This window comes from Hydrocarboniclastica marina, assembly GCF_004851605.1.
Lineage (GTDB): Bacteria > Pseudomonadota > Gammaproteobacteria > Pseudomonadales > Oleiphilaceae > Hydrocarboniclastica > Hydrocarboniclastica marina.
In genome coordinates this window covers 3,182,843-3,208,270 of the sequence record NZ_CP031093.1, presented here as the reverse complement: position 1 = coordinate 3,208,270, position 25,428 = coordinate 3,182,843, and the positions used below count along the sequence as shown (strand labels likewise).

At 57.7% G+C, this 25,428-nt stretch carries 24 protein-coding genes; 15 read left to right on the top strand and 9 right to left on the bottom strand.

Annotation, left to right across the window (positions count from 1 at the left end; translation table 11 throughout):
* Positions 1-125: 125 nt before the first annotated feature.
* A complete protein-coding gene (locus soil367_RS14220) occupies positions 126-1,709 on the bottom strand; it encodes an OpgD/OpgG family glucan biosynthesis protein (RefSeq protein ID WP_136549721.1) in 1,584 nt (527 codons plus the stop codon).
* A 330-nt stretch (positions 1,710-2,039) separates the two neighbouring features.
* On the opposite strand from soil367_RS14220, the gene lipA reads away from it, so the two are divergent.
* From lipA to soil367_RS14200, 4 genes are all read left to right on the top strand, one after another.
* On the top strand, positions 2,040-3,092 hold the full coding sequence (gene lipA / locus soil367_RS14215; protein WP_136549720.1) for a lipoyl synthase: 1,053 nt from the start codon (positions 2,040-2,042) through the stop codon (positions 3,090-3,092).
* A gap of 152 nt (positions 3,093-3,244) precedes the next feature.
* The gene (locus soil367_RS14210) at positions 3,245-4,840 is read left to right on the top strand and encodes an isocitrate lyase (protein ID WP_136549719.1); all 1,596 of its coding nucleotides are present in this window, start codon (positions 3,245-3,247) and stop codon (positions 4,838-4,840) included.
* A 129-nt stretch (positions 4,841-4,969) separates the two neighbouring features.
* A complete protein-coding gene (locus soil367_RS14205) occupies positions 4,970-5,989 on the top strand; it encodes a class I fructose-bisphosphate aldolase (RefSeq protein ID WP_136549718.1) in 1,020 nt (339 codons plus the stop codon).
* Positions 5,990-6,045: 56 nt separating this feature from the next.
* The gene (locus tag soil367_RS14200) at positions 6,046-6,273 is read left to right on the top strand and encodes a hypothetical protein (protein WP_136549717.1); all 228 of its coding nucleotides are present in this window, start codon (positions 6,046-6,048) and stop codon (positions 6,271-6,273) included.
* Positions 6,274-6,426: 153 nt separating this feature from the next.
* On the opposite strand, the gene soil367_RS14195 is transcribed toward soil367_RS14200, so the two are convergent.
* The 6 genes from soil367_RS14195 to soil367_RS14175 form a co-directional block, all read right to left on the bottom strand.
* Positions 6,427-6,720 (bottom strand): hypothetical protein, encoded by a 294-nt coding sequence (locus soil367_RS14195; protein WP_136549716.1) that lies wholly within the window; start codon positions 6,718-6,720, stop codon positions 6,427-6,429.
* Positions 6,721-6,811: 91 nt separating this feature from the next.
* The gene (gene katE, locus soil367_RS14190; RefSeq protein WP_136549715.1) at positions 6,812-8,956 is read right to left on the bottom strand and encodes a catalase HPII; all 2,145 of its coding nucleotides are present in this window, start codon (positions 8,954-8,956) and stop codon (positions 6,812-6,814) included.
* Positions 8,957-8,981: 25 nt separating this feature from the next.
* The gene (locus tag soil367_RS19135) at positions 8,982-9,107 is read right to left on the bottom strand and encodes a hypothetical protein (RefSeq protein WP_281283909.1); all 126 of its coding nucleotides are present in this window, start codon (positions 9,105-9,107) and stop codon (positions 8,982-8,984) included.
* A 242-nt stretch (positions 9,108-9,349) separates the two neighbouring features.
* Positions 9,350-9,880: a DUF6160 family protein gene (locus tag soil367_RS14185; RefSeq protein ID WP_136549714.1), complete on the bottom strand. Its 531-nt coding sequence runs from the start codon at positions 9,878-9,880 to the stop codon at positions 9,350-9,352.
* Between the two features lie 10 nt (positions 9,881-9,890).
* A complete protein-coding gene (locus tag soil367_RS14180) occupies positions 9,891-10,880 on the bottom strand; it encodes a hypothetical protein (protein ID WP_136549713.1) in 990 nt (329 codons plus the stop codon).
* Between the two features lie 55 nt (positions 10,881-10,935).
* Positions 10,936-12,111, bottom strand: coding sequence for a hypothetical protein (locus tag soil367_RS14175; protein ID WP_136549712.1), 1,176 nt, complete (start codon positions 12,109-12,111; stop codon positions 10,936-10,938).
* A gap of 465 nt (positions 12,112-12,576) precedes the next feature.
* Here soil367_RS14175 and soil367_RS14170 point away from each other — a divergent pair, with 465 nt between their 5' ends.
* From soil367_RS14170 to soil367_RS14140, 7 genes are all read left to right on the top strand, one after another.
* Entirely contained in the window at positions 12,577-13,140 is a 564-nt protein-coding gene (locus soil367_RS14170) for a type 1 glutamine amidotransferase domain-containing protein (protein WP_136549711.1), read from the top strand.
* Between the two features lie 68 nt (positions 13,141-13,208).
* Positions 13,209-14,006 (top strand): EcsC family protein, encoded by a 798-nt coding sequence (locus soil367_RS14165; RefSeq protein WP_136549710.1) that lies wholly within the window; start codon positions 13,209-13,211, stop codon positions 14,004-14,006.
* A gap of 88 nt (positions 14,007-14,094) precedes the next feature.
* Positions 14,095-15,144 carry an SDR family oxidoreductase gene (locus tag soil367_RS14160; RefSeq protein ID WP_136549709.1) on the top strand — a complete coding sequence of 350 codons (1,050 nt, stop codon included), beginning with the start codon at positions 14,095-14,097 and terminating at the stop codon, positions 15,142-15,144.
* Between the two features lie 139 nt (positions 15,145-15,283).
* Entirely contained in the window at positions 15,284-16,000 is a 717-nt protein-coding gene (locus soil367_RS14155; protein ID WP_216642727.1) for an extensin-like domain-containing protein, read from the top strand.
* Positions 16,001-16,121: 121 nt separating this feature from the next.
* Positions 16,122-17,483, top strand: a complete 1,362-nt coding sequence (locus soil367_RS14150; RefSeq protein ID WP_216642726.1) for a paraquat-inducible protein A — start codon at positions 16,122-16,124, stop codon at positions 17,481-17,483.
* Positions 17,480-19,132, top strand: coding sequence for an intermembrane transport protein PqiB (gene pqiB, locus soil367_RS14145; RefSeq protein ID WP_136549707.1), 1,653 nt, complete (start codon positions 17,480-17,482; stop codon positions 19,130-19,132). Before soil367_RS14150 ends, pqiB begins: the two co-directional genes overlap by 4 nt.
* A complete protein-coding gene (locus tag soil367_RS14140) occupies positions 19,129-19,821 on the top strand; it encodes a PqiC family protein (RefSeq protein ID WP_136549706.1) in 693 nt (230 codons plus the stop codon). Before pqiB ends, soil367_RS14140 begins: the two co-directional genes overlap by 4 nt.
* A 78-nt stretch (positions 19,822-19,899) precedes the next feature.
* Here the strand turns inward: soil367_RS14140 and msrA are convergent, their stop codons facing one another.
* Complete coding sequence (gene msrA, locus soil367_RS14135; protein ID WP_136549705.1) at positions 19,900-20,526, bottom strand: peptide-methionine (S)-S-oxide reductase MsrA; 627 nt, start codon at positions 20,524-20,526, stop codon at positions 19,900-19,902.
* 160 nt (positions 20,527-20,686) lie between these two features.
* The gene (gene msrB / locus soil367_RS14130; RefSeq protein WP_136549704.1) at positions 20,687-21,244 is read right to left on the bottom strand and encodes a peptide-methionine (R)-S-oxide reductase MsrB; all 558 of its coding nucleotides are present in this window, start codon (positions 21,242-21,244) and stop codon (positions 20,687-20,689) included.
* A 107-nt stretch (positions 21,245-21,351) separates the two neighbouring features.
* Between msrB and soil367_RS14125 the strand changes: the two genes are divergently transcribed.
* From soil367_RS14125 to soil367_RS14110, 4 genes are all read left to right on the top strand, one after another.
* Complete coding sequence (locus soil367_RS14125; RefSeq protein ID WP_136549703.1) at positions 21,352-21,681, top strand: hypothetical protein; 330 nt, start codon at positions 21,352-21,354, stop codon at positions 21,679-21,681.
* A gap of 162 nt (positions 21,682-21,843) precedes the next feature.
* Positions 21,844-22,764 (top strand): D-alanyl-D-alanine endopeptidase, encoded by a 921-nt coding sequence (pbpG, locus tag soil367_RS14120; protein ID WP_136549702.1) that lies wholly within the window; start codon positions 21,844-21,846, stop codon positions 22,762-22,764.
* A 452-nt stretch (positions 22,765-23,216) separates the two neighbouring features.
* Entirely contained in the window at positions 23,217-24,320 is a 1,104-nt protein-coding gene (locus soil367_RS14115) for an alcohol dehydrogenase family protein (RefSeq protein WP_216642725.1), read from the top strand.
* Positions 24,310-25,419, top strand: a complete 1,110-nt coding sequence (locus tag soil367_RS14110; protein ID WP_136549701.1) for a proline racemase family protein — start codon at positions 24,310-24,312, stop codon at positions 25,417-25,419. The genes soil367_RS14115 and soil367_RS14110 overlap by 11 nt, the downstream gene beginning before the upstream one ends.
* The last annotated feature ends 9 nt before the right edge of the window (positions 25,420-25,428 follow it).

The following is a 25,428-nucleotide window of genomic DNA, read 5'->3' as shown; positions in this document are numbered from 1 at the left end:
ATATCTATTTTATAACTTCCCCGGGGCAGAGAAAAGGCGTGCGTTGGGACCGGACTGCGCATACCGCCCGCAAGCGGACGGTAAAAAAGCCTGGAGGCGGCCAGATCGAAAGATGGGGCGGGGGATTAGTAGAGCTTCCGCTCACTTGCCGGCGGCGGGGTGTACTGGTAGACCCAGGTTTCTGTAAGGGGCTGCTCCCCGAGCTTCAGATACACCCGCAGGTCAATCGGCTCCTCGGAGTCGCCCGGTACGAGATCAAACATGGCGCGATACCCATCGATCGCGTGCAGTGGCCGGGCAGAGGTTATTTCCACCTCACCGCGGCTGGCCGTGATAACCGGTTCTACCTCAACATTCTCGCCCAGCATCGCGAGTTTGCCACCTGCAAAGTCAATCGCAAACCGCCACGAAAAATACTCCCGATCTTTACCAATAACGCCGCCAAGACCAGTCCTTGTCGCACGTGTGGTCGCCAGTTCATAGGGCTGGTGGGGCAATTCGGCGCCCCAGGTCAGACGGTAACTGAACAAGTGCTCCCGCCCGGGTTCAAGCGGCTGCGCAGGGTTCCAGAAAGCAACAATGTTATCGAACGTCTCGTCGACGGTGGGTATCTCGACCAGCATGACTGAGCCTTCGCCCCAACCGGTCGACGGTTCGACCCAGACACTCGGACGTTTTTCATAGAATACCCCGTCGTCCTGGTAGTGATCGAAGTCCCGATCTCGCTGGAGTAAACCGAAGCCCCTGGGGTTGTTGTCGACAAAGCTGTTGACGCGGAGCTGGTCGGGATTGACGAGGGGTCGCCAGATCCGCTCTCCTGACCCAGTCCATAACGCCAGGCCATCTGAGTCATGAATCTCCGGGCGCCAGTCATAGCCCATGCGCTGGTCGTTTTCACCCACCTGGTACATGCTGGTCAGTGGCGCGATGCCCAGTCGTTCGATACTCATGCGCGGATATAACGCTGCGCTGATATCCATGACCATGTTGCGGCCTGGATAGATGTCGAATACGTAGGCGCCGGTCGTGCTGGGCGAATCCAGCAGCGCATACACCGTCAGTTTAGACGCACCGGGCCGGGGCTTCTCAAGCCAATAGGCCGTAAAAGAGGGAAACTCTTCGTCCCGGTTCATTGCGGTGTCGATAGCCAGCCCGCGAGCTGACATGCCGTACTGCATTTCTTCACCAACTGCGCGAAAGTAGCTGGCACCGAGAAAGGCCGCGAGGTCAAGCTTGAAGTTCGACTGGTATTGGATCCGAAAGCCCGCGTAACCCAGATCATCGGGAAGGTCACCCAGAGCCTGTTCGCCGTCGTATTTGAAGTAGTCCGGATCGTAGCCCAGTTGCTGGGCCTTGCCGTCAATAACCTCATAGATCCGGACAGGCGTCTGGAAATAAAGCCCGAGATGGAAAAGCTGCGCCCGAAATGCACTGCCCTCATCCTGCCAGAGTGACTTTTCAGGACGAAACTGGATAGCCTGATAATCATCCCAGGATAGATTCTGCAGAACTTTTGGTAATTCCCCTTCATGGGACCGGTGCGGGCGTGATGCCAGATCGCGGGCATGGCCTTTGAGCCAAGCGTAATCGAAGGGTCTCGGCTCGCCGATCGGCCTCGCACCGGCAAGGCCGGAGCCGAACATCGCGGGTACCGTCAATCCGTAGGCACCAAGTGCGGCGGCCATCTTCAGTACCGTGCGCCTATCCATCGTTGCGTTCCATTATCGCGTCCCCTGCAATTATCGACGAGTGCGTACGGATCAGAAGAGCCTATTCCACCATACCGACGACAACGACCGCATTACGAAACAGTATGCTTATCTGCTTATAGTTAGGTATGGGCTGGTAGTTCCGCATGGGCCGATTAGTTCCGCATGGGCTGGCAGAGCCAGAAAAAGGCTGAGGCCGAAGTGGGTACGCTACGCGGGGCTAGAGTCCGCGTGTAGGTAATTGGTCCGATACGGGCGTGCTCGTGACCATGCTACAATCCGCGAAACTTTCCCTTCTGATCCAGCAATTGCGGCAGAGCGCGTATTTGAATGAGCGATAGCGAAGGCAAACGCATAGGCAGTGGCGAGAAATTTCGCAGCCTGCACGGCTTTTCAGCCATAAAGAATGGCGTCAAGAAGTCAGCCAGACCTGCGGAACCCGATATTTTGCCGCTGTCGCCCAAGCCTAAATGGCTGCGGGCCCGCATGCCTGGGGGCGAACGTTACGAAGCAGTGCGTGCGAATGTGAATTCGCACCGGCTGAGTACAGTCTGCGAAGAATCGCACTGTCCCAATATTGGCGAATGCTGGACGAACGGCACGGCCACAATAATGGTCATGGGGTCGGTCTGTACCCGCGCCTGCCGTTTCTGTGCGGTCGACACCGGCAATCCCAAAGGCTGGCTTGACAGCGACGAGCCCGAGAACACAGCTCGCTCGGTCGAGCTGATGGGGTTGCGTTACATCGTACTCACGTCTGTGGATCGCGACGATCTGCCTGATGGTGGGGCGGGGCACTATTCGGCCTGCGTCAAGGCTATCAAACGCCGCACCCCTGAGGTTGTGGTGGAAGCGCTGACCCCTGACTTTGACGCGGACTTAACCGCCGTTGAAAAGGTAGTCGACTCAGGTCTTGAGGTGTTTGCGCAAAACGTAGAGACCGTGTCCCGTCTCACCCGGAAGGTGCGTGATCCCCGGGCGGGCTATGAGAAAACCCTTAGCGTACTTGCCCATGCGAAACGCTACCGTCCCGATGTATTGACCAAGACCAGCCTGATGCTTGGGCTCGGCGAAACAGAAACGGAAATTCTGGACACCCTGCGCGATCTACGGAATATCGGCGTGGACATCGTGACCCTCGGCCAATATCTAAGGCCTACGCCCAACCATCTGCCCGTCGAGCGATGGGTAACGCCTGAAGAGTTCGCTCATTACCGGTCCGAGGGGCTGGCTATGGGCTTCATGGAGGTTCCTTCTGGCCCGCTGGTACGCTCGAGCTACCGTGCCGATCGTGTTTTCGACCGTGATAACCTGGGTCTTGACGCTGCGCCCGCGGTCCCAGAGGCATCCTGGCGGCAAATCCCGGTGAAAACTCTCGGCTGAGCCGCACCATTCATGTAAAAAATACCGAACATAAATGGTATCGATTTCAATTATGTTCAGTCCTCTCTAGAATAGCCCCATCGTTAGCTGGAGTGCATATCTCAACCCGCACCGGCTATCGTCCGTAAGCTAGCCACCGAAGGAACTGACTCATGTCACAGTACAGCAAAGACATCGACGCGGTAGCGTCTCTGCGCGAAGCACAGGGCAGCCCGTGGGGCGGTATCAACCCCGAATACGCAGCACGTATGCGTGCCCAGAACCGTTTTAAAACTGGCCTGGACATCGCCCGTTACACTGCAAAAGTCATGCGTCAGGATATGGCTGACTATGATGGCGATACCTCAAAGTACACTCAGTCTCTGGGTTGCTGGCACGGGTTTATCGGTCAGCAGAAGCTGATCTCTATCAAGAAGCACTTCGGCGACACCAAAGGCCGTTACCTGTACCTGTCCGGCTGGATGGTTGCAGCACTGCGCTCCGAGTTCGGCCCGCTGCCTGATCAGTCAATGCACGAGAAGACTTCCGTTGCTGCGCTGATCGCAGAGCTCTACACCTTCCTGAAGCAGGCTGATGCGTGGGAACTGAACCATCTGTACCGTAACCTGGACGACGCCCGCGCAGCTGGCGACAAGTCCAAGGAACAGGATCTGATCAGCCAGATCGATAACTACCAGACCCATATCGTGCCGATCATCGCCGATATCGACGCTGGTTTCGGTAACCCCGAAGCGACGTACCTGCTGGCCAAGAAGATGATCGAAGCTGGTGCGTGCTGTATCCAGATCGAGAACCAGGTTTCCGATGAGAAGCAGTGTGGCCACCAGGACGGTAAAGTAACCGTTCCTCACGCCGACTTCCTGGCCAAGATCAATGCGGTTCGTTACGCGTTCCTCGAGTTGGGTGTAGACGACGGCGTAATCGTTGCCCGTACTGACTCATTGGGCGCGGGCCTGACCCAGAAGATTGCTGTGACCAACGAGCCGGGCGATCTGGGCGACCAGTACAACAGCTTCATCGACGGCGATGAAATCGCCAAGGCTGAAGACATCAACAACGGCGACGTCGTGATCAAGCAGAATGGCAAGCTGATCAAGCCCAAGCGTCTGGCCAGCGGCCTGTTCGAGTTCAAGAAAGGCAGCGGCGAAGACCGTGTTGTGCTGGACTGTATCACCAGCCTGCAGAACGGTGCGGATCTGCTGTGGATCGAAACCGAGAAGCCCCACGTCGGCCAGATCGCCAGTATGGTTAACCGCATCCGGGAAGTTGTACCGAACGCCAAGCTGGTCTACAACAACAGCCCGTCGTTCAACTGGACCCTGAACTTCCGCCAGCAGGTTTTCGACGCCTGGGAAAAGGAAGGCAAGGACATGTCCCAGTACGATCGCGCTGCACTGATGAGCGAGAAGTACGACAACACCGAGCTGGGTATCGAAGCAGACAAGTGGACCCAGAACTTCCAGCGCGACGCAGCGCGTGAAGCGGGTATTTTCCACCACTTGATTACGCTGCCGACCTACCACACTGCAGCTCTGTCTACCGACAACCTGGCCAAAGGCTACTTCGGCAACGAAGGCATGCTGGCTTACGTTGCTGGTGTTCAGCGCCGCGAAATCCGCGAAGGTATCGCCACCGTCAAGCACCAGGATATGGCGGGTTCCAACATCGGTGACGATCACAAAGAGTACTTCGCCGGTGAAGCTGCCCTGAAAGCAGGTGGTAAAGACAACACGATGAACCAGTTCTAACGGTACCTGGTTAGACGAAGTCAAAGTGTTCTGCAAAACCCTCGCCTCGGCGGGGGTTTTGTGTTTCTGGAGCAGCAGACGTTAGAGTAAGAGGATTCAGGGCAGACATACGCGGATTAAGGAGACTCCATGGAGCACCATAACGAATTGCAGCGTACTATCGATAACCTGGTGTCGCCTCGAAAAGGACTGCTCGCGGCCGATGAGAGCCACCCGACCATTGCCAAGCGCTTTGCCGCGATAGATCTCGAGCCCACCGAAGAAAACCGACGCGCATACCGCTCCCTTCTGCTTACTACGCCAGGCATCAATGAGTTCATCAGCGGCGTCATTCTCTTCGAGGAGACCGTAGGCCAGCTCAATAGTGCTGGCGACCCTCTGGTCCATGTCCTCGAAACCCAAGGCATCGTGCCGGGCGTAAAAGTGGATAAAGGCAAGGGGCCGTTGCCAAACGCGCCAGGGGACATGATCACCCATGGCCTTGACGGGTTGGAGGATCGACTTGATAGATACCGGGAGCAGGGCATCCGCTTTGCCAAATGGCGGGAGGTCTACCCCATATCGGACCAGAATCCGACCTCGCTCGGACTAGAAGCCAACGCCGAAGTGCTTGCCCGCTATGCCGCCGCGTGCCAGCAAGCCGGAATCGTACCTATTGTAGAGCCTGAAGTGCTGCGGGACGGGACTCATGACATGGGCCGCTGTGAGGCAGTGCATGAGGCTGTGCTTGAGTCAGTGTTTCGTGCCCTTCGGCGCCACGGCGTTACCCTGGAACACATGCTACTCAAGCCCGCGATGATAACGCCCGGGGAAGGCCACGACGCCAGCGCTACACCCGAGGAAGTTGCTGAGGCAACGCTACGCTTACTGACGCGCTGCGTCCCCGCCGCCGTTCCGGGCGTGAATTTCCTTTCGGGAGGGCAGACGCCCGTCGAGGCGACACGGAACCTTAATGCCCTCAATGTTGGTGCCGGCAATGTGCCATGGCGGCTTTCCTTTTCTTATGGCAGGGCCTTGCAGGAGCCGGTACTGAACGCCTGGAAGGGCCGAGAGCTAAACGCAGAAGTGGCCCAGCAGGCCTTCCTTCTACGAGCGGGGCTCAACAGCGCAGCCTGCGAAGGCGCCTATAGCAGTGTCATGGAAGCCTGAAGCGCAGGCTTTTCGGGATTGAGGGTGAGACGGTACCGAGTAGCATCGTGGGCAAGATGACACCATACGCGGGAGCCGGCCGGGGCTCGGGCATTGTCGCCTACAGGCTGGGCCGCGGCTTTATCGACGTTCAGTTCGAAGATGGGACCGTTTATCGTTACGACGATGGCCATCCCGGAGCGGCGGCCGTGGAGGCCATGGGCAAGCTGGCACAGGCCGGAGCCCATCTGAACACCTATATCAACAAGCATGTTCGCGACAATTTTGCCGCACAGTTGCAGTAGGTCAGTAGGTCAGTAGGTCAGTAGGTCAGTAGGTCAGTAGGTCAGTAGGTGAGTAGGTGAGTAGGTCAGTAGGTGAGTAGGTCAGTAGGTGAGTAGGTCATTAGGGCGATAGTGCAGTAGGGCGATAGTGCAGTAGCCGGGTCGTCCGGGACACTAGTGCCCGTCATCGAGCTGCTTGGCCCGAAGCCGCTTCAGAAAAAGAATAATTGCAGCGGGAATATGGGCCGCGCCGAATGCCCCGAGAAATGCGGCTGGCGTTTCCAGGCCGCTGGTATCGAGGTAGACACTGCTTACTGCCCAGCCGAACGCCAACCCTACTGTAACCAGTAAAATATGGGTAAGCCAGAGTTGCTTGTTGTTGGGTGTCTGCGCGGCCAGTCGTGAGTGAGCGTAGAAGGCCGCATACAAAGGCAGAATGACTAACGCCAGCACCAGCAGGTTGCGCATGGTGGATTCTCCTGCTGCCGGATAAGCTTAAGCCGGTCCGGAATGAGGGCTTTGCCTGCCCACGTGCCCCCGTTCCGGCGTTTGCGGGCTTCTAGGCTGGCATATCGTTGGCCACGGTATCCCTTGACCAGACGCGGTGCTGGCCCACCAGCCTGCAAAACTCTGCAAAGACATCATCCGGCTCGCTGCCGGAAAGGATGCCCTCATCAACGGGTATGCCTGCGGTCGTCAGCAACTCTTTGCCCTCGCCCAGTGTAGCAATGACTTTGAGGTGTTTGAACGCTTCCTGCAGGTAGTAGCGGCCCTGGCCTGATTTGGCCAGCTTGGAAACGCTGTCCTGGCCACCGGGCACGATAACAGCATCGACGGTTACCGAAGGCTGGCCATTTAGCATGGCGTCTGGCATTACGCTGTTGCCGTCGGACCCCTTCACCGGAGCCATCGTTGGCGCGATAATCATGGCCATAGCACCTTCGGCTTCCAGCTTCTGCTTGAGGTCGAGTACTTGGCCCGAGTCCACGCCATCCGCTACCAAAAGAGCAACCTTGCGATATTTGATATTGCCGGGGAGGCGGGCCATGAGACTCAGTGCGCTGGAGGTCTTCTGCGAGCTTTTACCAAGCTCTTCTGCAGAAGCGGTAGGGGAGGACGGTGCGTCGAGTCCGTGCATTTTGCCCACGGCCCGGGCCAGATCTACCGAAATGTTGGGCAGAATCTCCGTAATCACCCGCTCGCGGATGTAAGGCCGCTTTACCTTCGAAAGCTCGAACGCATAGGCCGCAATGATGTGTTCCTTCTCGACATCACTCTGACTGTTCCAGAATAGCTGGGCCTGGGAGTAGTGATCGCCGAAGGAGTCGCTGCGCGCGCGAATCTTGTGGGCATCGATGCGCTCATGATGAGACTCAAAGCCACCGTTCTCTGGCCCGGGAGGTGTCTCTTTGGGCCAGCCGCCATCGATAGAGTTGGGCTCATAGGAAGCCTGACCCGTGTTGATCGTCTGTCGGTGCATGCTGTCCCGTTGATTGTTGTGGAACGGGCAGACCGGGCGATTGATCGGGATCTCGTGGAAATTCGGACCGCCGAGACGCAGCATCTGTGTGTCCAGGTACGAGAACAGCCGGCCCTGCAGTAGTGGGTCGTTACTGAAGTCGATGCCCGGAACGACATGCCCGGGGCTGAAGGCGACCTGCTCGGTTTCGGCAAAATAATTGTCCGGGTTGCGGTTTAGAGTCATCTTGCCGATAGGTGTAACCGGGACCTGTTCCTCGGGAATGATCTTCGTCGGGTCGAGGATATCGAAGTCGAATTTATGCTCGTCTTCCTCCTCGACAATCTGCACGCCCAGCTCGTACTCAAGATAATCGCCGTTCTCGATATCTTCCCACATTTCTCGTCGGTTGAAGTCAGGGTCGCGACCCCAGAGTTTCTGGGCCTCGTCCCAGATTAAGGAACAGGTTCCTGCCATGGGCTTCCAATGGAACTTCGCAAAGCGGGACTTCCCCTGTTTGTCGATCAGGCGAAAAGTGTGGACGCCAAAGCCTTCCATTGTCCGGTAGTGTCTGGGGAACGCCCGGTCAGACATGGTCCAGAGCACCATATGGGCAGATTCCGGCATCAGTGATACAAAATCCCAAAAGGTGTCATGGGCAGACTGGCCCTGGGGGATCTCATTGTGCGGTTCTGGTTTGACGGCATGGACGAAGTCGGGGAATTTCATGGCGTCCTGGATAAAAAATACCGGCATATTGTTGCCTACCAGGTCCCAGTTGCCCTCGTCGGTATAGAATTTCGTGGCAAAGCCTCGCACGTCGCGAACGGTGTCGTTGGAACCGCGCCCGCCCTGCACCGTTGAAAATCGCACGAACACGGGCGTTTTCTTGTCCGGGTCTTGGAATACGCCGGCTTTGGACAACGCTGCTGCGTTTTCGTAAGGCTGAAAGTGCCCGTGTGCAGCAGCGCCGCGCGCATGGACGATGCGTTCTGGAATGCGCTCATTATCGAAATGATTGAGTTTTTCCCGGAAGATGAAATCTTCCATCAGGGTCGGGCCGCGCTCGCCGGCTTTCAGGGAATTGTGGTTGTCCGATATGCGAACGCCCTGATTGGTACGCAGGTCCCGACCTTCAGCGCGCGAACGGCTCGCTTCCAGCTGATCGGTTTTGCTGTGCTCGTTAGTTGTTGCGTTGTCCTCGGCGGGTCCGCTGTTGCTTTGGGTGTGAGGGTTTTTGGGCATGTTTAACTCCTTGTTATAACGCCGGCTACAGCGCAATACCGACCTTGGTATCGATCCAGATATCTCCGACCAGGTCCTGGATCAGCATAACCGCGTCGTTAGGGCGGCGTTTAGCCAAAAGCACCAGGTAAGAGCGCAGACGATGCCCCATCACTCCTTTAAGCAGGTAGAGCTTGCGGAGAGGACGAAGCCAGAACTGATGCTGATCGTGGCAGAAAACGAGGTTGTTCGATACGAGCTTTGCAGAACCGTAATTTGCAGAAGCTTAATTCGAAGGCGCGAGGGAGGCTGGCAGGGGGCGCCGCGGGAGGCGAGCGGCACCGGTTGGTCCCCTAGGCAGAAGCTAGCTCAACCCGGGGTTTAGCCGGGTTTCACCCAAGGAGTAGCAGGGTTCTATTCAGACCACATGCGGATTGTTCCGCCTGTATCGAAGTTGCCCTGCATGTTGATTTCGTTCATCATTTTGCCGCCGTCTGTAGCCAGTCCGGTCTGGTTGAGATGAATGTTACGCAGGGCCAGGCCGTCACCCACAAAGTTAACAGCGTCCGGTAGCCCAATCAGAAGTGCGCCATCTTCTTCGATGTCGAGCGTGATAGCGCCGGTCAGGTCCATAGCCAGCGATACGTCGTCTATGAAGTAATGGGTTTCGCCGCCACCGGCATGGTTTTTCGTCACGTAGTCCAGTTTGAAACCGTTCTTCTGACGGCCGTCGCTCTCGTCGACCGGCGTGTCAGGATTGTCTACGCTGCCTGGAGCGTAGGCGTTGACACGCAGATGGGCGAGGTCGAGCGAAATGCCGCTCTGGCCGGAGACCGTCGAAAGCTCAGTCTCGCCAAGACGTTCCATTTCGGCCTGAGCTGAACTCGCGAACATGACAGATGCAGCCAATGTCGGGAGTAGAAGAGCAAATAATGGCTTACGCATGGCGACCCCCTCAGTCGTTCCGTACGTTGAATACCAGATGATCCAGCGTCACACCTTGCAGCCTGGATTCACTGACCTGGGAGTGGGTCATCTGCGATTCAAATGACAGGTTTGCCTTGGGAAAATCGGGATTGTAGTTAGGGCTCGCCGTATCCGGATGACCTGACACGCCCGGGGTTAACGTCTCCCCAAGACTGCCTTTGAAGGGCTGCGGATCGGAATAGGCGAAGCGCCATCCACTACTGGTCGTTTCAATTGTGGCTGAGTTCATGCTCAGGTTTTCGAGCACGAAATTGTTGATGACCAGATCCCTGTCACCATCAAAGACACCGTTTGCAGTGCCGGGTTCGAATAGCACCTGGTTCATCTTCAACTCATCGATAGCGACGTTAAGCAGAAGACCTTCCCGGGAAAGCAGTCCGCCGTCTTCACCGTGAACACTACTGATCTTGAATCCGGTAGGAATAGAGCTGACGTCGAGATGCCCGGTCACGCTGATGTCGTCGATACTGACGAGGCCAAACCGGCCATTGCTCGAGGGCGTGCCGCCTACCGCGATGTTTGGGTTTTCAGGATCGAGTTCAGTCGGGTTGCCATAAACAGCGTCGAAAGCGATGTCGACATTGTTCCAGCCAGCTGCCTCTGGCAGGCCAATTCGAAGGTAGCTACGGTCAGCCATTGAGTTGCCGTTAACACTACCATTGGCCACTACAGATTCAGTAGTGAGGGGTGAGGTAAGCGTACCGATGCTGCCCGCCGAAAACTGGAACTGCTTGAGCCCGAGGGAGGAGCCGTCCGTACCAATACTATTGATACTGCCGGCCTCAGCCACGCCCGGGATCTCGGTACCGCGGAACTCAATATTCTCAAAGGCGAAATTATAAGCGCCCTTGGCCTGGACAGTGCTGAGCTGCTCATCGCTCATCTTTTCCAAAGCCAAAACCGGGATACTTAGCAGGCAGCAGCCAGCGGCAATAGCCGCCTTGGTTCTGATCGTCATAATAGACTCCCGTGCCATTCTTATTTTCGCCAATAGGGGCAAGTATAGCACTCAATCAAAACACGGGTTGATAACTCTGTCTCGGGTTGTCGTCGCCGATTCCCAGCAGAATCTGGCTCAACGCAGGCACCATGTCAGTGTGCGCTTCAACATACCCGGCAGTGACGTTGTTGGGGTCATTAAAGGGCATGACCATGTTCCATCCCGGAAGGTCAGGCCGGCTCTCAGGTATTACACCCTTAAGGTGCTGGGACCACATGGCGCCATTAACGCTGCCATCCGCGTTGACCATGGAATTGCCTCCGCCCTGATTCATTGAGATATAGAAATTGTCGACATTTTTGAAGTCGAGGCTACGTACATGCTCAAGGTTGAGTTCCTTACCGCCAGGGCCTTGGGTAGCTATATTGCTTTCGGTAATGTCTCCCAGCAAACCGGTCAGGTGACTCAAGCCCAAGGTGTCGGTTCCCGGGATCAAGCTGTTAAGCATATTCGAGATCAGGTCTGGCGGGGCCAGTGCGCCGCTCGTGTTCTGGCCGGGACCGGTCTGCGGATAGTTACCGCTGCCGTCGGGGATTTCGCCCAGCAGGCTGACAAAGGTGTCTTTTGTTCCGGTGCCGTAAACTTGAGCCTTGACGAAGCCTTCAAGTTCCGGCATGAGGCTCAGCGTCGAGATATAGCCCGTAGTGGAGTCGATGGTCAGTGGCGTATGGCCGTTAGCTTTGCCAAAACCTATCCGGACACCACGGATCGACTCGCTGCCATCTGCGTGGCGCTGTTTCTGGACCTCAATGTAGGGGTCTTCAAATCTGAAGGGGTCTTCTGCACTGTTACCAAAACCGAAATTACGCAGTGCGTTATCGGGAATACCCTGGCCGTCTGCCGTTTTATAGATCGAGTTGTTGCTTCCACCGTAGTCGCCCAGCGTAAATTCTTCAGCATACGCATGAATCTCGCCGCTACCATTGATCTGCAGGCGGTGGACCGTGGCGTCGACGCGCTCCGTGACAGTGCGGGTCTCGGTGCGAGAACCGCTGCTGTAATCGATGCCGGTCAACTGGCTCAGGTTATAACTGATGTCGGTGGCGGAATACTGCAATGCAGAGCCGCCGGTAACCGCGCGCAGCTCCTGGTCTTCCAGGGACTCCATTTCAGCATTCGCACCAGGCACGACAATGGTCAGCATGCCGGTCAGCGCTATCGTGTAAAAGGATGCTTTGGTATAAACCATTTGTTTTTGTCTCCTTTTCCTTAGCGGATGCGCCAACTCCAAAATAGCCTCCGTCCGCCGGTAGATAGGCACCAATGTGGGGCTTTCACGAACGAATCACCAGCACGTAGCGAGAGGAATGAGAGCCTGTGCACAAACTAATCGTTGCGGTCTTGTAATGGATACGGCTGGCGGTCCCGTAAAGCCCGCGGCTCAAGGCCTGCTTTCCTTGCGGTAACTTGACCGGCGGGCGTCACGCCCACATCGTGAGGATCAGGCGGGGGGGGTTGCGGCAGACGCGGCCTGGCCCGCTAACTGGAAAAATCTCACGCCGTATTTGCACTGCTGCCGGTTTTGCCACTCTCATCTCACCGGCGGGCCCGCCTGAACAGTTTGGAGAGCTGGCCGGACGGCTAGGGGGGGCAGATGCAGTCGCAAAATATTCATGAGGCAAGAATTCAGTCGGACATCCGCAAGGAGCATCTAATGACCGCAACACTAAATGGACGTCGAATCGCGTTTCTGGCCACCGATGGGGTAGAGCAGGTAGAGCTTACGGAGCCTTGGGAAGCCCTGGAAAACGCCGGGGCAAAGGTCGAACTGGTGTCGCCCAAAAGCGACGAAATTCAGGGCATGAATCATATCGATAAGGGCGACAAGTTTCGGGTTGACCAGTCAGTAGCCCAGGCTAGGGCTGAAGACTACGACGGGCTGGTGCTGCCTGGCGGCGTGGTTAATCCTGACAATCTGCGCCTTGATAAACAGGCGGTCAGCTTTGTAAAAGCATTCTTCGACCAGCAAAAGCCTGTCGGTGCGATATGTCATGGTCCCTGGACTATGGTGGAAGCCGATGTAGTCCGTGGTCGTACGCTGACCTCGTTCCCCTCGGTGCAGACTGATATTCGCAACGCAGGCGGTACCTGGGTTGATGAAGAGGTTCATGTCGACAGTGGCCTGGTGACCAGCCGCAAGCCGGACGACCTGAAAAGCTTCTGTTCCAAGCTCGTCGAAGAGTTCGCGGAAGGCAAGCACAGCAATCAGACTGCCTGAGCCGCGCGGCAGCGCCGGCTATACATGTTGGTACACTGGACATTGGTACACTCAGGAGGGATAGCACGATGGTTACCGAATATGAGTCCACTCAGGCAGCGGAAATCGAAGCGTGGAAACGGGCCAAACCAGCCATTCTTTCACGTCGTTTTGGCACGCTGCCGAAACGCTTCAACTGGGCGGTTGATCAGATTGTGCCCTACATCCCCCTGAGCCAGACGTTCGGTTGGCTGGATAAAACCGCAGTCTGGCTGTCGGATGAGCGTGTCATCGTTCGCGATGCCGGAGTCAGTCAGCGCGATGAGCTGCAGGAAAAGGACCTCAATCTCAGCGATCGACTTGCTGAGGGAACGCACCGCTGGGCTATGGGCCTGGCCGCGGCAGAAGGCGCTGTGACCGGGGTCACGGGACTGATGGGGCTGGTCGCCGACATCCCGGCGGTGGTTACGCTGGCGCTGCGGACGATTTATCGCACTGGCCTTTGCTACGGGTTCGACGTAAAAAACGAGCGCGAGGTGGCGCTAGGGATTCTGGCAGTGTCTGGCGCCAACAACATGGAAGAGAAAACCGAGGCGCTGACACGGTTGGAGGCTGTTCTGTCGCAGTTGAGTCCGGGGGGCGGCCACTCCAACTCAGATAACGTCACGTCCATAGACCGTAGCAAAGTGACAGCTCAACAACTGGCGCGCCAACTGAGTGTCAATCTGGCCAAACGAAAGGCGCTGCAAACAGTCCCAATGATCGGCGCGCTGGTGGGTGGTTCGGTCAACGCCTGGTATATCCGGGATGTAAGCCTCGCTGCCCGACGCGTTTTCCAGGACCAGTGGCTACGACAGAACCACAAGCTGGCCCACGTGGCGGCTTGAACCCGAACGGGCTCGAGTATGTGCCCGATACGGGGTTTATGGCATCCGGGAGTGGACGCCAACTGCTCAACTTCAGGGAGGAACAGACATGGTAAAACTTAAGCCATTGCGCGATCAGGTCGTGGTTATCACGGGCGCATCCAGCGGTATTGGTCTTGCAACAGCCCGGCAGGCCTCGCGAATCGGCGCCCGGGTCGTGGCTACCGGTCGCAATCGGGCTGCGCTGGATAATCTGGTAGATGAGATTTCGGCCGGCGGCGGTGAGGCTATCCGGGTGGTGGGGGATGTCTGCGATAAGGCAGACCTTCAGCGAGTGGCTGAGGCCGCGATTGAGCGCTTCGGCGGTTTTGATACCTGGATCAACAACGCAGGCGTGGGACTTTTTGGCCCCGTGGATGCAGTAAAAGAAGAGGATCACCGTCGCCTTTTCGAAACAAACTTCTGGGGCCTGGTAAACGGCTCGTTGCTGGCGTCTGCTCACCTTCGCCACAAGGGTGGTGCAATCATCAATATAGGCAGCGTGGCCTCTGACGTAACCCTGCCCAACCTGACGATGTACAGCGCCAGCAAACATGCTGTCAAAGGGTTCACTGACGGGCTCAGGGCAGAGCTGGAAGCAGAAGGCGCGCCGGTTTCGGTGACTCTGATCAAGCCTGCCTCTATCGACACACCGTTCCCGCAGCACGCGCGCAACTACATGAATGTCGAGCCGAAACTGCCCACGCCGATCTACGCGGTGTCCGAGGTCGCGCTGTCAATTTGCCACGCGGCCGAGCGCGGCGGTCGCGACCTGTATATCGGTGGAGGCGCCCGCATGTTCGGTGCCCTGAGGAACCATCTCCCGCGCACAGTCGACCGATTCACCGAAGAAGTCGCATTAAAGCAGATAAATTCAGGGGTCTCGCCCCGAGACCCGGCCGGTATCCTTGAACACGCGTCCGCAGAAGGGCGTGAGCACGGTGACATGCTGGGCGGTTCGGTACGCAAGACGAGCTATTACGCTCGCGCTGTGCGCAATCCCGGGCTGACAAAAGGGCTCTTTCTGGCCCTCGGCATGGCTGCAGCGGGCGCGCTGTGGCGCCATCGTGTCCGCGCTGGAGGTCACGTTGGCGACGCTGGGGTTTTAAGCCAAAGGTAGTCTCTTTATGGGCTGTGGTTGAATAACTCACGGCCAGTCTGGCGCACGCTGGCAGTTTGGCTCGTCTGTAGCATGGCTAGCTGGCAGTATGACTGGCCGGCGGCATGAATTACCCAGACAGGATACTAGGGCGTACCGATTGTTCAGAATTCAGAAACGCTACACGATCCCACTGGCGGTTGCAGCCCTGGTTGTACTTAGTTTTGTTCAGCAGTGGTGGGTGCTGCCCGCGAATTGGAATCCCGGCGCCGAACTGGACGTAAACCATGCTATGACGCCAGTCACCCGTTGGAAGCTTTCCCGCTTGAGCAAGCGCCCGCAGGACTGCCTGGATGTACTGGCGCGTATCCCGGCGGGCGCCATTGATTACATGCCCCTTGAAGACTACACCCCTGTAAAGGGGTGCCCCCTGACCAACGTCGTCCGGCTGCGAAGTACGACCGTCGCGTTTAACCGGCCCTTTACCGTCAGTTGCCCGATCGCAGTGGCCTGGGTCATGTATGAGCGACAGGCGCTTGCTCCCCTGGCGCGCGAGCTTCTGCAAGTGGAGCTTTCCCAGGTCGACCACCTCGGAAGTTTCTCCTGTCGGACGATTGCCAATAGCCCGACCAACCGAATGAGCGCGCATGCCTCGGCTTCGGCGTTGGATGTTGCTGCGTTCCGGTTTGCCGACGGTCGGCGGCTAACATTGGCCGGCCACTGGAATAACCCGGAGCGTCCGGCTGAGCAATCGTTTTTGCATCAGGCTCACCAGGCCGCATGCCGTTATTTTGGAACGGTACTCGGACCGGACTATAACGCCGCCCATCTCGATCACTTCCATTTTGATAATAGGGGCTTTCGTTACTGCCGTTAGGCACTTTACTGCTTCAGCACCAAGGCAGAAGTTGCCCCGCTTGCGAAAAACAGAGAAAGTGAAAGGGCTCGCGTCTGTCTCGGCGCCCGGGCTGATCCTGTTTGACTAAGGCTGGACACGTTTGACTAATCTAGTAGATGTTCACGGCGTCGTCCCGGTGGCCGCCGGCGGTGGCAATGAGGACGCTGTTACCTTGCCCCGGCGGCGCCTGCGTGCATGTCATGAGTGCGACCTGCTGGTCGCGCTGCCCGCATTGCAAGGCGGCCTCAATGCGGAGTGCCCGCGTTGCGGACACGTGTTGGTGCGACGGCACCACCACCCGGCGCAACGAAGCCTGGCGCTTGCCGTGTCTGCGCTTACGGTTTTGCTGCTCGCGGTTTCCTTTCCCTTCATCAGTTTCCAGGTCCGTGGCATCGGCAACCGTATACAGCTGACGGAGACCGCAAGCGCTTTAATTGGTTTCAACGAGCCACTTGTCGGGATAATAGTCATCCTTACAATTGTGGTGCTGCCGGGCTGTTATCTTGCCGCGGTCATCTGGTTGCAGGTCGGGCTGATACGGCGAAACCCTTTACCAAAAAGTCGGCTGATTGCACGGGCGCTTGTATACATGGTGCCCTGGATGATGGCCGATGTATTCGTGGTCGGTACGCTGGTCAGCCTTATAAAGGTTGCGGGCATTGCCGACATCACGCTTGGGGTAGGCTTCTGGGCATTTTGTGTATTTGCTGTTCTGCTGCTGCTCACCAACCAGTCCCTCGACCGCGACTGGATGTGGTTCTCACTTGCGGGGGAGCCGCTTGCGCCTGCCGGTGCCCGCCCCGGTGAGCAAACCGCGCCCCAGGGGCTTGTCGGATGCCACATCTGCGGCCTGGTAAACCGTTGCGAGACTGACAGCGAAACGCACTGCCGTCGGTGTGGCGAGCATCTGCACCAGCGCGAGCCCCATAGCCTGCAACGGACCTGGGCCTTGCTTGCCGCGGCTACGGTGCTTTACATTCCCGCAAACGCCTATCCCGTCATGACGGCCACGAAACTGGGCGAAAGCGAAGCCTCAACCATTATCGGCGGGGTCATGATTTTCCTGGCCGGCGGCGATTGGCCCATTGCGCTGGTCATCTTCACCGCGAGCGTCGTTGTGCCGATCAGCAAAGTGCTGGCTCTCGCGTGGCTCTGTATCATCGCTCGCCGTGGCGGTGAGCGCTTGACCAATCTGCAGCGGGTGCGACTCTATCGTCTTACCGAGTTCATCGGTCGCTGGTCCATGATCGATGTCTTTGTGGTCGCTGTTATGGTGGCGCTGATCCGGGCCGGCGTGCTGATGTCCATCGATCCGGGCCCGGCAGCCCTGTCTTTCGGTGCTGTTGTAATTCTGACCATGCTTGCCGCGATGACTTTTGACCCGCGCCTGCTGTGGGACAACCCCGCAGGATCTGACCGATTGAAGTTCCGCCATCGCAAGCTCAAGGCTGAGGGAACATGAGTAACGGTATCAACCCGAATTCCGAGCGTGCAGTAAAACGCAAGCAGGCACGAATCTCGCCCATCTGGATAGTACCGTTAGTGGCTGTCTTGATCGGTTTGTGGATGCTCTATGACAACTACGCCAGTCGCGGCCCGGTTATAACACTCCTGCTGGAGAACGCCGAGGGCGTAGAACCCGGAAAAACGTTGATCAAAGCGCGCAATGTGAAGGTAGGGCGGGTTGAAACCGTGCAACTGTCCGATGACTTTAACCACGCTATCATCACCGCATCCATGAGCCCGGATAGCGAGCGCATGCTTAATGAGCAGAGCCGCTTCTGGGTGGTAAAGCCCCGTATCGACCGGGAAGGGATAAGCGGCCTCAGCACGGTTTTGTCCGGGGCCTATATAGAGTTGCTGCCCGGCCGTGGTGACGAGCCCCAGCGACGCTTCGAAGCGCTTGAGAACGAGCCTGTAGCACCGCCCAACGCAGAGGGGTTGCGGGTCGAGCTGGTCAGCAAACTGGGGAGTGCACTGAGCACCGGTGATCCTGTCACGTACCAGGGCTACGAAGTCGGTCGGGTCGAAGCCACTGAGTTTGACCCGGAAACACGGGAACTGCGGCACAGCCTCTATATACACAGACCTTATACGGTGCTGGTGACCGAGAATACCCGATTCTGGAGTGCATCTGGTGTCACGTTGCGGATGGACTCGCAAGGCTTCCAGGCGTCGGTCGAGTCGCTGGAAACGCTCATTGGTGGCGGGGTCACTTTCGGCATTCCCAACGACGGCGAAAGGGGGGATGAAGCGCAATCTGGCGACGTGTTTACGCTCTACGCCAACAGGGACAGTGCGCATCAGGGGACATACAGCCGGCATCTTGAGTATGTGCTGATGGTCGACGGCAGTGTTCGTGGGCTCGATCCCGGAGCGCCGGTGGAATACCGGGGCGTGCGGGTTGGTACAGTCGCCAGTGTGCCGTGGCGCTTCACGGCACCTCAACCGGACTCCACAGGACGCTTCGCCATACCCGTTCTGATCCATTTTGAACCCCAGAGGTTCGAGGATATCAGCGCCGATTTCGACATCGAGGACTGGAAAACCCGTATCGCCAGACTGTTCGACCGCGGCCTGCGGGCCAAGCTCAAAACCGGTAATTACTTGACCCAGTCGCTCTACGTCAACCTGATTTTCGACCGCGAAGCGCCGGACTACCAGTTGGCTTCTTTCGAGGGTAAAACGGTATTCCCCACCGTGCCGGGCGGGCTGTCGCAACTCGGCGACCAGGTCTCGGCACTCATGGATAAACTGAATAAGCTCCAGGTTGAGCCAATTCTGGCCAGCCTCGACAGTAACCTGCAGACCTCCCAGGCGACACTGGAGGAGGTTCAGCGTACGGCGCAGGTGGTGCAGGAGCTACTCTCCGACCCCAACGTCCAGGATGTGCCTGGTAACCTTAACGAGACACTGGATAAGCTGCGCACCACACTAGATGGCTTTTCTCCCGATTCCCGCGCCTACCGGGAGATGAGCGATACCCTCCAGCAGTTCCAGGTATTGCTCGACGACCTGCAACCGGTCGCCCGAACCTTGCGGGAACAGCCCAATGCACTCATTTTCAATCGCACCAAGACCGATGACCCGGAACCGAGGGCCCAGGAATGAAGGTGATATCAGTTGCTTCGGCGGAAGAACCGCTTGATCGCAAGCCAATGGTGACCGCAAAGAGACAATTCGGGTTGGCCAAAAGCGAGGTCAAAAGCAGCCTCTGCCGAGCCATCATTGCCGGGATGCTGATTGTCGGACTTTCGGGATGTGTTAGCAGCCCAACACCTGTCAGTCGGTATACCTTGCCCCTGGGTGACGCACAGGCTGAGGACTTGAGTGACGACGCTGGGCAAACTGTCACCGTGGCACCCGTGAGCACAGCCCGTTACCTGCGGCACGACGGCATCCTGATGCAACTGAGCGATATAGAACTGCGTCACGCCGATAACCATCTTTGGGCTGAGCCCCTTGAACGGCAATTGGACCGTACCCTCAAGTACTCCCTGGCGCAGAATCTGGCAGACACTCAAGTTCTGCAGGTCCGACCGGGCGTTGCTATTGAAGAGAGCAATTACAGGCTGACAGTCGATATCGACCGCTTTCAGGGGCGACATGATGGCAAAGCGGTTGTGGGCGGGGAGTGGGAAATCAGGAACGACCAGGGGCGCCGGGTCGCACACCGGCGCTTTCAGATAGAAGAGCCATTAGGTTCGGATGGCTATCCAGCCCTCGTCAGAAGTCTGGGTAGAGCCTGGCAGCAAGCCATTGCAGAAATGGCCGAGGCGTTGGAAGCCCGGCTGGATTAGCGCGAGGCTGGTCAAACGATAACAGTGACCCGGGAAGCGGCGAGTCTGGCAGCTGTCTCTTGAAAGTAGCACCATCCATCACGGGCTGGGCTCACCGAACAGGTCCAGCCTGCGCTGTTCACCCCACAGTTGATCCAGCCTGTTTTCCCGGCCGCAGTTCCAGCGGTAGAACTTGTAGCGGGCGGGATTCTTGCGATAGTAATCCTGGTGATAGTCCTCGGCCGGATAGAACGCCTGGAGAGGCTCGACCTTAGTGACGATGGGGGCGTCAAGATGGTTCGCCGCGACCGCCTTGAGGGATTCTCGGGCGACGGCTTCCTGAGCGGGCGAATGATAGAAAATGGCGGGTTTATAGCTGAAACCCCGGTCGCAAAACTGGCCCTTGTCATCCGTTGGGTCCGTGTTTGGCCAGTAGACCTCCAGCAGTTCACGATAACTGATCTTGGACGGGTCGTACGTAACCTGCATAGCTTCAATGTGGCCGGTGCCGCCAGCAGTGACCTGTTCGTAGGTCGGGTTCTCCGTGTGGCCATTGGCGTACCCGGAAGTGGTCGACTGAACGCCTTCAAGCCCGTCAAAGGGCGGCTCCATACACCAGAAACAGCCTCCGGCGAATGTTGCTTTCTCGAACTCCTGGGCCTGCAGCCCCGACAAAGCCGAAAGCTGCAGCAGCAGCAATATGCCTAAACCCATTGAACGTTTCATAAAGCTCCAGAAGACTGATCGGCTCGAAGTGGTCATCTATACGCATGGCCGACATTGAAGGCCGCGAAGACTGCTCTAAAGATGAGTCTGCTGGCCTATTGCGGGGCTGACAGGTCCACTATTACGATATGGCCCAGCTCTAGGCCCAAGACGGCTGCCGCTAGCCGGCTTGCCGCGCCGGCTCAAAGCGAAGTGCAACACCGTTATTACAATAGCGCTTGCCGGTCGGCTCGGGACCGTCGTTGAATACATGGCCCTGGTGTCCGCCGCAACGGCTGCAGTGATACTCGGTTCTCGGGAAAATAAGCTTGAAGTCGCGCCGGGTGTTGACCGCGTCAGCTAACGGCGCGTAGAAACTGGGCCACCCGGTCCCGCTGTCAAATTTGGTTTCTGAGCTGAAGAGCGGCAAGCTACAGCCCGCACAGAGGTAGGTTCCTGTAGCGGTTACCTTGTTGAGGGCACTGCTAAACGCAGGCTCTGTTGCTTCTTCTCTCAGGACCGCGAAAGCTTCTTCGTCCAGCCGCGCCCGCCAGTCCGCTTCAGAAAGGTCGTGCCAGTCTGCGGGCTGGTCTGGCCTGGCCGGCGATCGCTCTGCCGGCGCAGGCTCCGCCTCAACGGCGTTATTACCGGAGAGCCTCACCCCTAGGGCGACAAGAGCCAGGCCCCCGCCGATAAGCGTGAGTGTCGTTCTTCGGGTTAAATGATCAGTGTTTGTCATGCTTCTAACAATGGAGGCGCGACACGGTTAAAACAAGCATCGAAGTAATTACGTTTTAAAAAAAGCGGCAATTACGTTCAAAAAAATGGCCAAGGCTGGATAAAAGAATGATCAAGCTCGAAAAGCTGAGAAGAGTAGCCGCGGTGCTTCAAGTGGTGACGCTGGGCCTTGTGGTCGTCGGACTCGTCTTCCGCGCGACAATCTACTGGACCATGCAGCCGCAATCGGGGGCAGCGTTTGGATCGGGCGATATTCTGGATTTTGCAATTGCCCTGGCGCTCTTTCTCGCCAGCACACTCTGTGCAATGTCCGGCGTCGGCATCAGCCTTCTCGGCACACAGGCTGATAAAGGACTGGCCTATCGGGTTATGCTCGTCGGTATCCTGAGCTTCCTCGCCTACGAGTTCCTGCATGGCCGGGTACCGCGCCTGATGTGATCGCGTCGGGTTTGTGGTTGTGCGGAGCTCCGCTGGATTCACAACTGTAATGTTACAGCTGCTGTTTTATGGTGGAGACTTCCTTTCTGTTTGCTAACCTCTATTTAACATTTGGGCGCCTTTGCCCCCTGGCTTACCACTTCCCGAACATTAGTTGTCGTCATGAAAAAACTGCTGCTCTGTTTATCATTTCTCGTTCTTTCGTTTCCGCTTCAGGCCGGAACGAGCCTTATTGATCAGCTTGACCAGCTCGACAGCGAGAGCATTCGTCTTGGCTCCATCAGTGCGGCGGTAGTCGAAATCGAAAGCGGCGAAGTCCTCTACCTGAAAAACGGCGGCTCGGTGCGACCGGTAGCCTCTATCACCAAGCTGATGACGGCCATGGTCGTGCTGGACGCCGACCAACCACTTGATGAGAAATTGACCATCACCCGCGCGGATCGGGATTTGCTCAAGAATACCTATTCACGCGTCCGTTTCGGGTCCAGGCTGAGCCGCCGCGAGCTTTTACTGATTGCCCTGATGTCATCAGAGAACCGAGCTGCGTCTGCACTGGGGCGGCATTACCCCGGTGGCAAAGAAGGGTTTGTGGAGGCAATGAACGCCAAGGCCGCGTCCCTTGGTATGTTGCGTACGCGCTTTGTCGATGCCACAGGACTCAGTCCGGGCAATGTCTCCACTGCGGGTGATCTGGTCAAAATGGTACGGGCAGCGTCCGGCTATCCGATGATAAGTGAATTTACCACCCAGGCGGACCACGTGGCCCGCTTCGAAAACCCAAGCTATAGCCTCTCTTATGTCAACAGCAACGTACTGGTTCGCCGTGGCTCCTGGGACATTGCCTTGAGCAAGACCGGCTATATCAACGAGGCAGGGCGCTGCCTGGTAATGTTGACTGAGGTCGACGGCAGGCAGGTTGCCATGGTGATGCTGGACTCGTACGGAAAATGGACGCCCATTGGTGACGCCGGCCGTATCAAACGCTGGATCAATACTGGCGAATCCGGAACGATCGCCGGCGCCGCGCTTCGTTACGAGCAGAGCAAGTCCGGACAGGATATGCAAACCCTGGCAGGAGGCTAGTCGGAAGCCGGTCCGGCCCCAGGTCCTGCATGCCGAGGCCGCGCGGGACACTCAAGGGCCGGACGATCAAAACCCCCTTGACCATAGCCGTCGTCAACAAATAACGCGTCAACAAGGCCGACTTCAGCAAAGCGGTCTCACTCAGGCCCGGCGTGCCTTTTCAGATTCCCTATCTCAAGCTCTTCCTCAAAGGCTGGCCAGATTGTCGATAGGATAATCCCGGCTCTGGCCCGGCAACACTGCCCCCTCTGACTTCCCATCCCGTTTTCAGGCTCTGCACTAACGACAGAAGCCCTACACCCTGGTGTTGTCACATTAAAGGTCTTGTCAGCAGCGGGGACAGGGTGATACCAAATGAGTGTCACAACACCGGTAGCCGGACGACCTGGATTCGCAGGTTTTCCGACGCAGTCTACGGTGTTCAACCGCCGTCAACGGGATAAGGAGGGCGCATGCTCCCTGAAACGATGAAAGCGGTCCAGCTGCTCGGCCATGGCGGCCTCGAGCAACTGGCCTACCGGGATGTTCCGGTGCCCACGCCGGACAAAGGCGAGGTACTGATAGAGGTCAGTGCCTGTGGCATGAATAATACTGACGTATGGGTCAGGGAAGGCGCCTACGGCAGTGATACTGATCCGGCGACTGTTTCGACCTGGCGCCGGGGCAGATCGACCCTCGAGTTTCCGCGCATCCAGGGCACCGATACGGTCGGCACGATCGCTGCCGTGGGCGAGGGCGTGTCGCCGGAGCGGGTGGGCGAACGTGTTATTGTGGATTTCAGCATCTATAACCGGCCCGAGGGCGACAACAGCCTGGCGGATATCGACTATATCGGCCATGGCCGGGACGGTGGCTACGCCGAGTACACGACGGTCCCGGCGGAAAATGCCTACGTGGTAAATAGCGACATCAGCGATGCTGAACTGGCGACTTTCTGTTGCGCCTACCTGACCGGCGAACAGATGCTGGACCGGGCGAGGCTGGCAAAAGGTGAGCGCGTGCTTGTAACCGGGGCGTCTGGCGGCGTGGGCTCGGCTATCGTTCAGCTGGCGCGGGTTCGGGGTGCTGTCCCCTACACCGTGACGAGTCGCGGCAAAGAAGCGGCAATGCGCGACATTGGCGCAGAAGCTACCGTTTTACGCGGTGAAGGCGATCTGGTCGAATCCGTGGCCGCAGTGACTAATGACGCGCCTATCGACGTAGTCGCGGATCTGGTGGCCGGGCCAATGTTCAACGACCTCCTTCGGATCCTCAAGCCCGAAGGGCGCTACACGACCGCCGGCGCCATCAGTGGTCCTGTGGTCCAGCTGGATCTGCGGACCATGTACCTCAAACAGCTCGAATTGCACGGTTCATCCCAGGGCACGCGGGTCGCCTTCCGCCGACTGGTGGACTACATCGAGCAGGGCCGGATAAAACCGCTGCTCGACCGGACTTACCGCCTATCTGAATTCCATCAGGCTCAGCAAGCGTTCATGGACAAATCCTACGTCGGCAAGCTGGTTGTAGTTCCGGATCGCAAGTGGGATATCGTCGGAGCGCCTTATGCCAAATGATAACTTCAACCGTCTCTCGACCAAATTCGCGCCGGACAGGCGTAAGCCGGGGCCGTCCCACTCGCGGCTCAGGTCGCTGGAAGTCATCGATACCCAAGCCGGAGGCGACGTCAGCCGCATCGTGCTCGGCGGCATAGACAAGCTTGAGGGCCGTTCTGTACTGGAAAAGATGCGCTACCTCGAGCGCCATGGCGATGGCTTGCGGCGGCTGCTGTTATCCGAGCCCTACGGCGACCCGGCGATGTCGGTTAATCTTGTTGTTGAGCCGAGCCATCCACAAGCCCAGGCCGGTTATATCATTATGGAGGCAATGGGTTACCCGATGTATTCGGGGTCCAACACTATCTGCACGGCGACGACCATCCTGCAAAGCGGCTGGGTGCCGATGCAGGAAGGTCGACAGGAACTGGTGCTCGAGTCGCCGGCCGGGCTGGCTCATATCACCGCACAGAATCGCGACGGTCGCGTCGAGTCCATCACCACCCAGGGCGAACCCGCCTTCGTCGCCGCGCGAGGCCTGGTGGTGGAAGTGCCGCTCTATGGCAAGGTGGTTTACGACGTGGTCTGGAGCGGCGCTTATTTTGCGCTCGTAGATGCCACGGCTGTGGGCTTCAAGCTGACTCAGGAAGAGAGTATCGCGCTGACTGCTTTTGGCGATGCGTTTGTGCGTGCGGTGCGGGCTGAGTTTGCCGAAGAGCATCCAGAGTTGGGCAAAGTCGGCCCTCTTCCCTTTGCCCATTTTATGGGGCCGGTCGAGAAAGTGGACAAGGACGGGTTTCAGGCTCGCTCAGCAACCTATGTGCATCCGGGCGTGATCTGCCGAAGCCCAACCGGTACCGGCACCTCTGCCCGCTTGGCCCTGATGTACGAAAATGGCGAGATCACCGATGGTCAGTGGCTTGAGACCATTTCGCCACGGAACACCCGCTTCATCGGCACTGTTATCGGTGCCGCAAAAGTCGGTAAGTACAAGGCGATGCACAGCCACATCACGGGACGCGCCTGGACCCTGGCTCACTTGAAAATGGTGGTTGACCTGGATGACCCCATGGTCGACATTTCAGATCTTGAGCATCTGTTCAGCAGGTCCGGTCATTAGTCAGCTTAA

What these genes read in the sequence shown, in the direction of transcription:
- soil367_RS14220 (WP_136549721.1), bottom strand. Translation starts at nt 1,709, where the DNA reads ATGGATAGGCGCACGGTACTGAAGATGGCCGCCGCACTTGGTGCCTAC.
- lipA (WP_136549720.1), top strand. Translation starts at nt 2,040, where the DNA reads ATGAGCGATAGCGAAGGCAAACGCATAGGCAGTGGCGAGAAATTTCGC.
- soil367_RS14210 (WP_136549719.1), top strand. Translation starts at nt 3,245, where the DNA reads ATGTCACAGTACAGCAAAGACATCGACGCGGTAGCGTCTCTGCGCGAA.
- soil367_RS14205 (WP_136549718.1), top strand. Translation starts at nt 4,970, where the DNA reads ATGGAGCACCATAACGAATTGCAGCGTACTATCGATAACCTGGTGTCG.
- soil367_RS14200 (WP_136549717.1), top strand. Translation starts at nt 6,046, where the DNA reads ATGACACCATACGCGGGAGCCGGCCGGGGCTCGGGCATTGTCGCCTAC.
- soil367_RS14195 (WP_136549716.1), bottom strand. Translation starts at nt 6,720, where the DNA reads ATGCGCAACCTGCTGGTGCTGGCGTTAGTCATTCTGCCTTTGTATGCG.
- katE (WP_136549715.1), bottom strand. Translation starts at nt 8,956, where the DNA reads ATGCCCAAAAACCCTCACACCCAAAGCAACAGCGGACCCGCCGAGGAC.
- soil367_RS19135 (WP_281283909.1), bottom strand. Translation starts at nt 9,107, where the DNA reads ATGGGGCATCGTCTGCGCTCTTACCTGGTGCTTTTGGCTAAACGCCGC.
- soil367_RS14185 (WP_136549714.1), bottom strand. Translation starts at nt 9,880, where the DNA reads ATGCGTAAGCCATTATTTGCTCTTCTACTCCCGACATTGGCTGCATCT.
- soil367_RS14180 (WP_136549713.1), bottom strand. Translation starts at nt 10,880, where the DNA reads ATGACGATCAGAACCAAGGCGGCTATTGCCGCTGGCTGCTGCCTGCTA.
- soil367_RS14175 (WP_136549712.1), bottom strand. Translation starts at nt 12,111, where the DNA reads ATGGTTTATACCAAAGCATCCTTTTACACGATAGCGCTGACCGGCATG.
- soil367_RS14170 (WP_136549711.1), top strand. Translation starts at nt 12,577, where the DNA reads ATGACCGCAACACTAAATGGACGTCGAATCGCGTTTCTGGCCACCGAT.
- soil367_RS14165 (WP_136549710.1), top strand. Translation starts at nt 13,209, where the DNA reads ATGGTTACCGAATATGAGTCCACTCAGGCAGCGGAAATCGAAGCGTGG.
- soil367_RS14160 (WP_136549709.1), top strand. Translation starts at nt 14,095, where the DNA reads ATGGTAAAACTTAAGCCATTGCGCGATCAGGTCGTGGTTATCACGGGC.
- pqiB (WP_136549707.1), top strand. Translation starts at nt 17,480, where the DNA reads ATGAGTAACGGTATCAACCCGAATTCCGAGCGTGCAGTAAAACGCAAG.
- soil367_RS14140 (WP_136549706.1), top strand. Translation starts at nt 19,129, where the DNA reads ATGAAGGTGATATCAGTTGCTTCGGCGGAAGAACCGCTTGATCGCAAG.
- msrA (WP_136549705.1), bottom strand. Translation starts at nt 20,526, where the DNA reads ATGAAACGTTCAATGGGTTTAGGCATATTGCTGCTGCTGCAGCTTTCG.
- msrB (WP_136549704.1), bottom strand. Translation starts at nt 21,244, where the DNA reads ATGACAAACACTGATCATTTAACCCGAAGAACGACACTCACGCTTATC.
- soil367_RS14125 (WP_136549703.1), top strand. Translation starts at nt 21,352, where the DNA reads ATGATCAAGCTCGAAAAGCTGAGAAGAGTAGCCGCGGTGCTTCAAGTG.
- pbpG (WP_136549702.1), top strand. Translation starts at nt 21,844, where the DNA reads ATGAAAAAACTGCTGCTCTGTTTATCATTTCTCGTTCTTTCGTTTCCG.
- soil367_RS14115 (WP_216642725.1), top strand. Translation starts at nt 23,217, where the DNA reads ATGCTCCCTGAAACGATGAAAGCGGTCCAGCTGCTCGGCCATGGCGGC.
- soil367_RS14110 (WP_136549701.1), top strand. Translation starts at nt 24,310, where the DNA reads ATGCCAAATGATAACTTCAACCGTCTCTCGACCAAATTCGCGCCGGAC.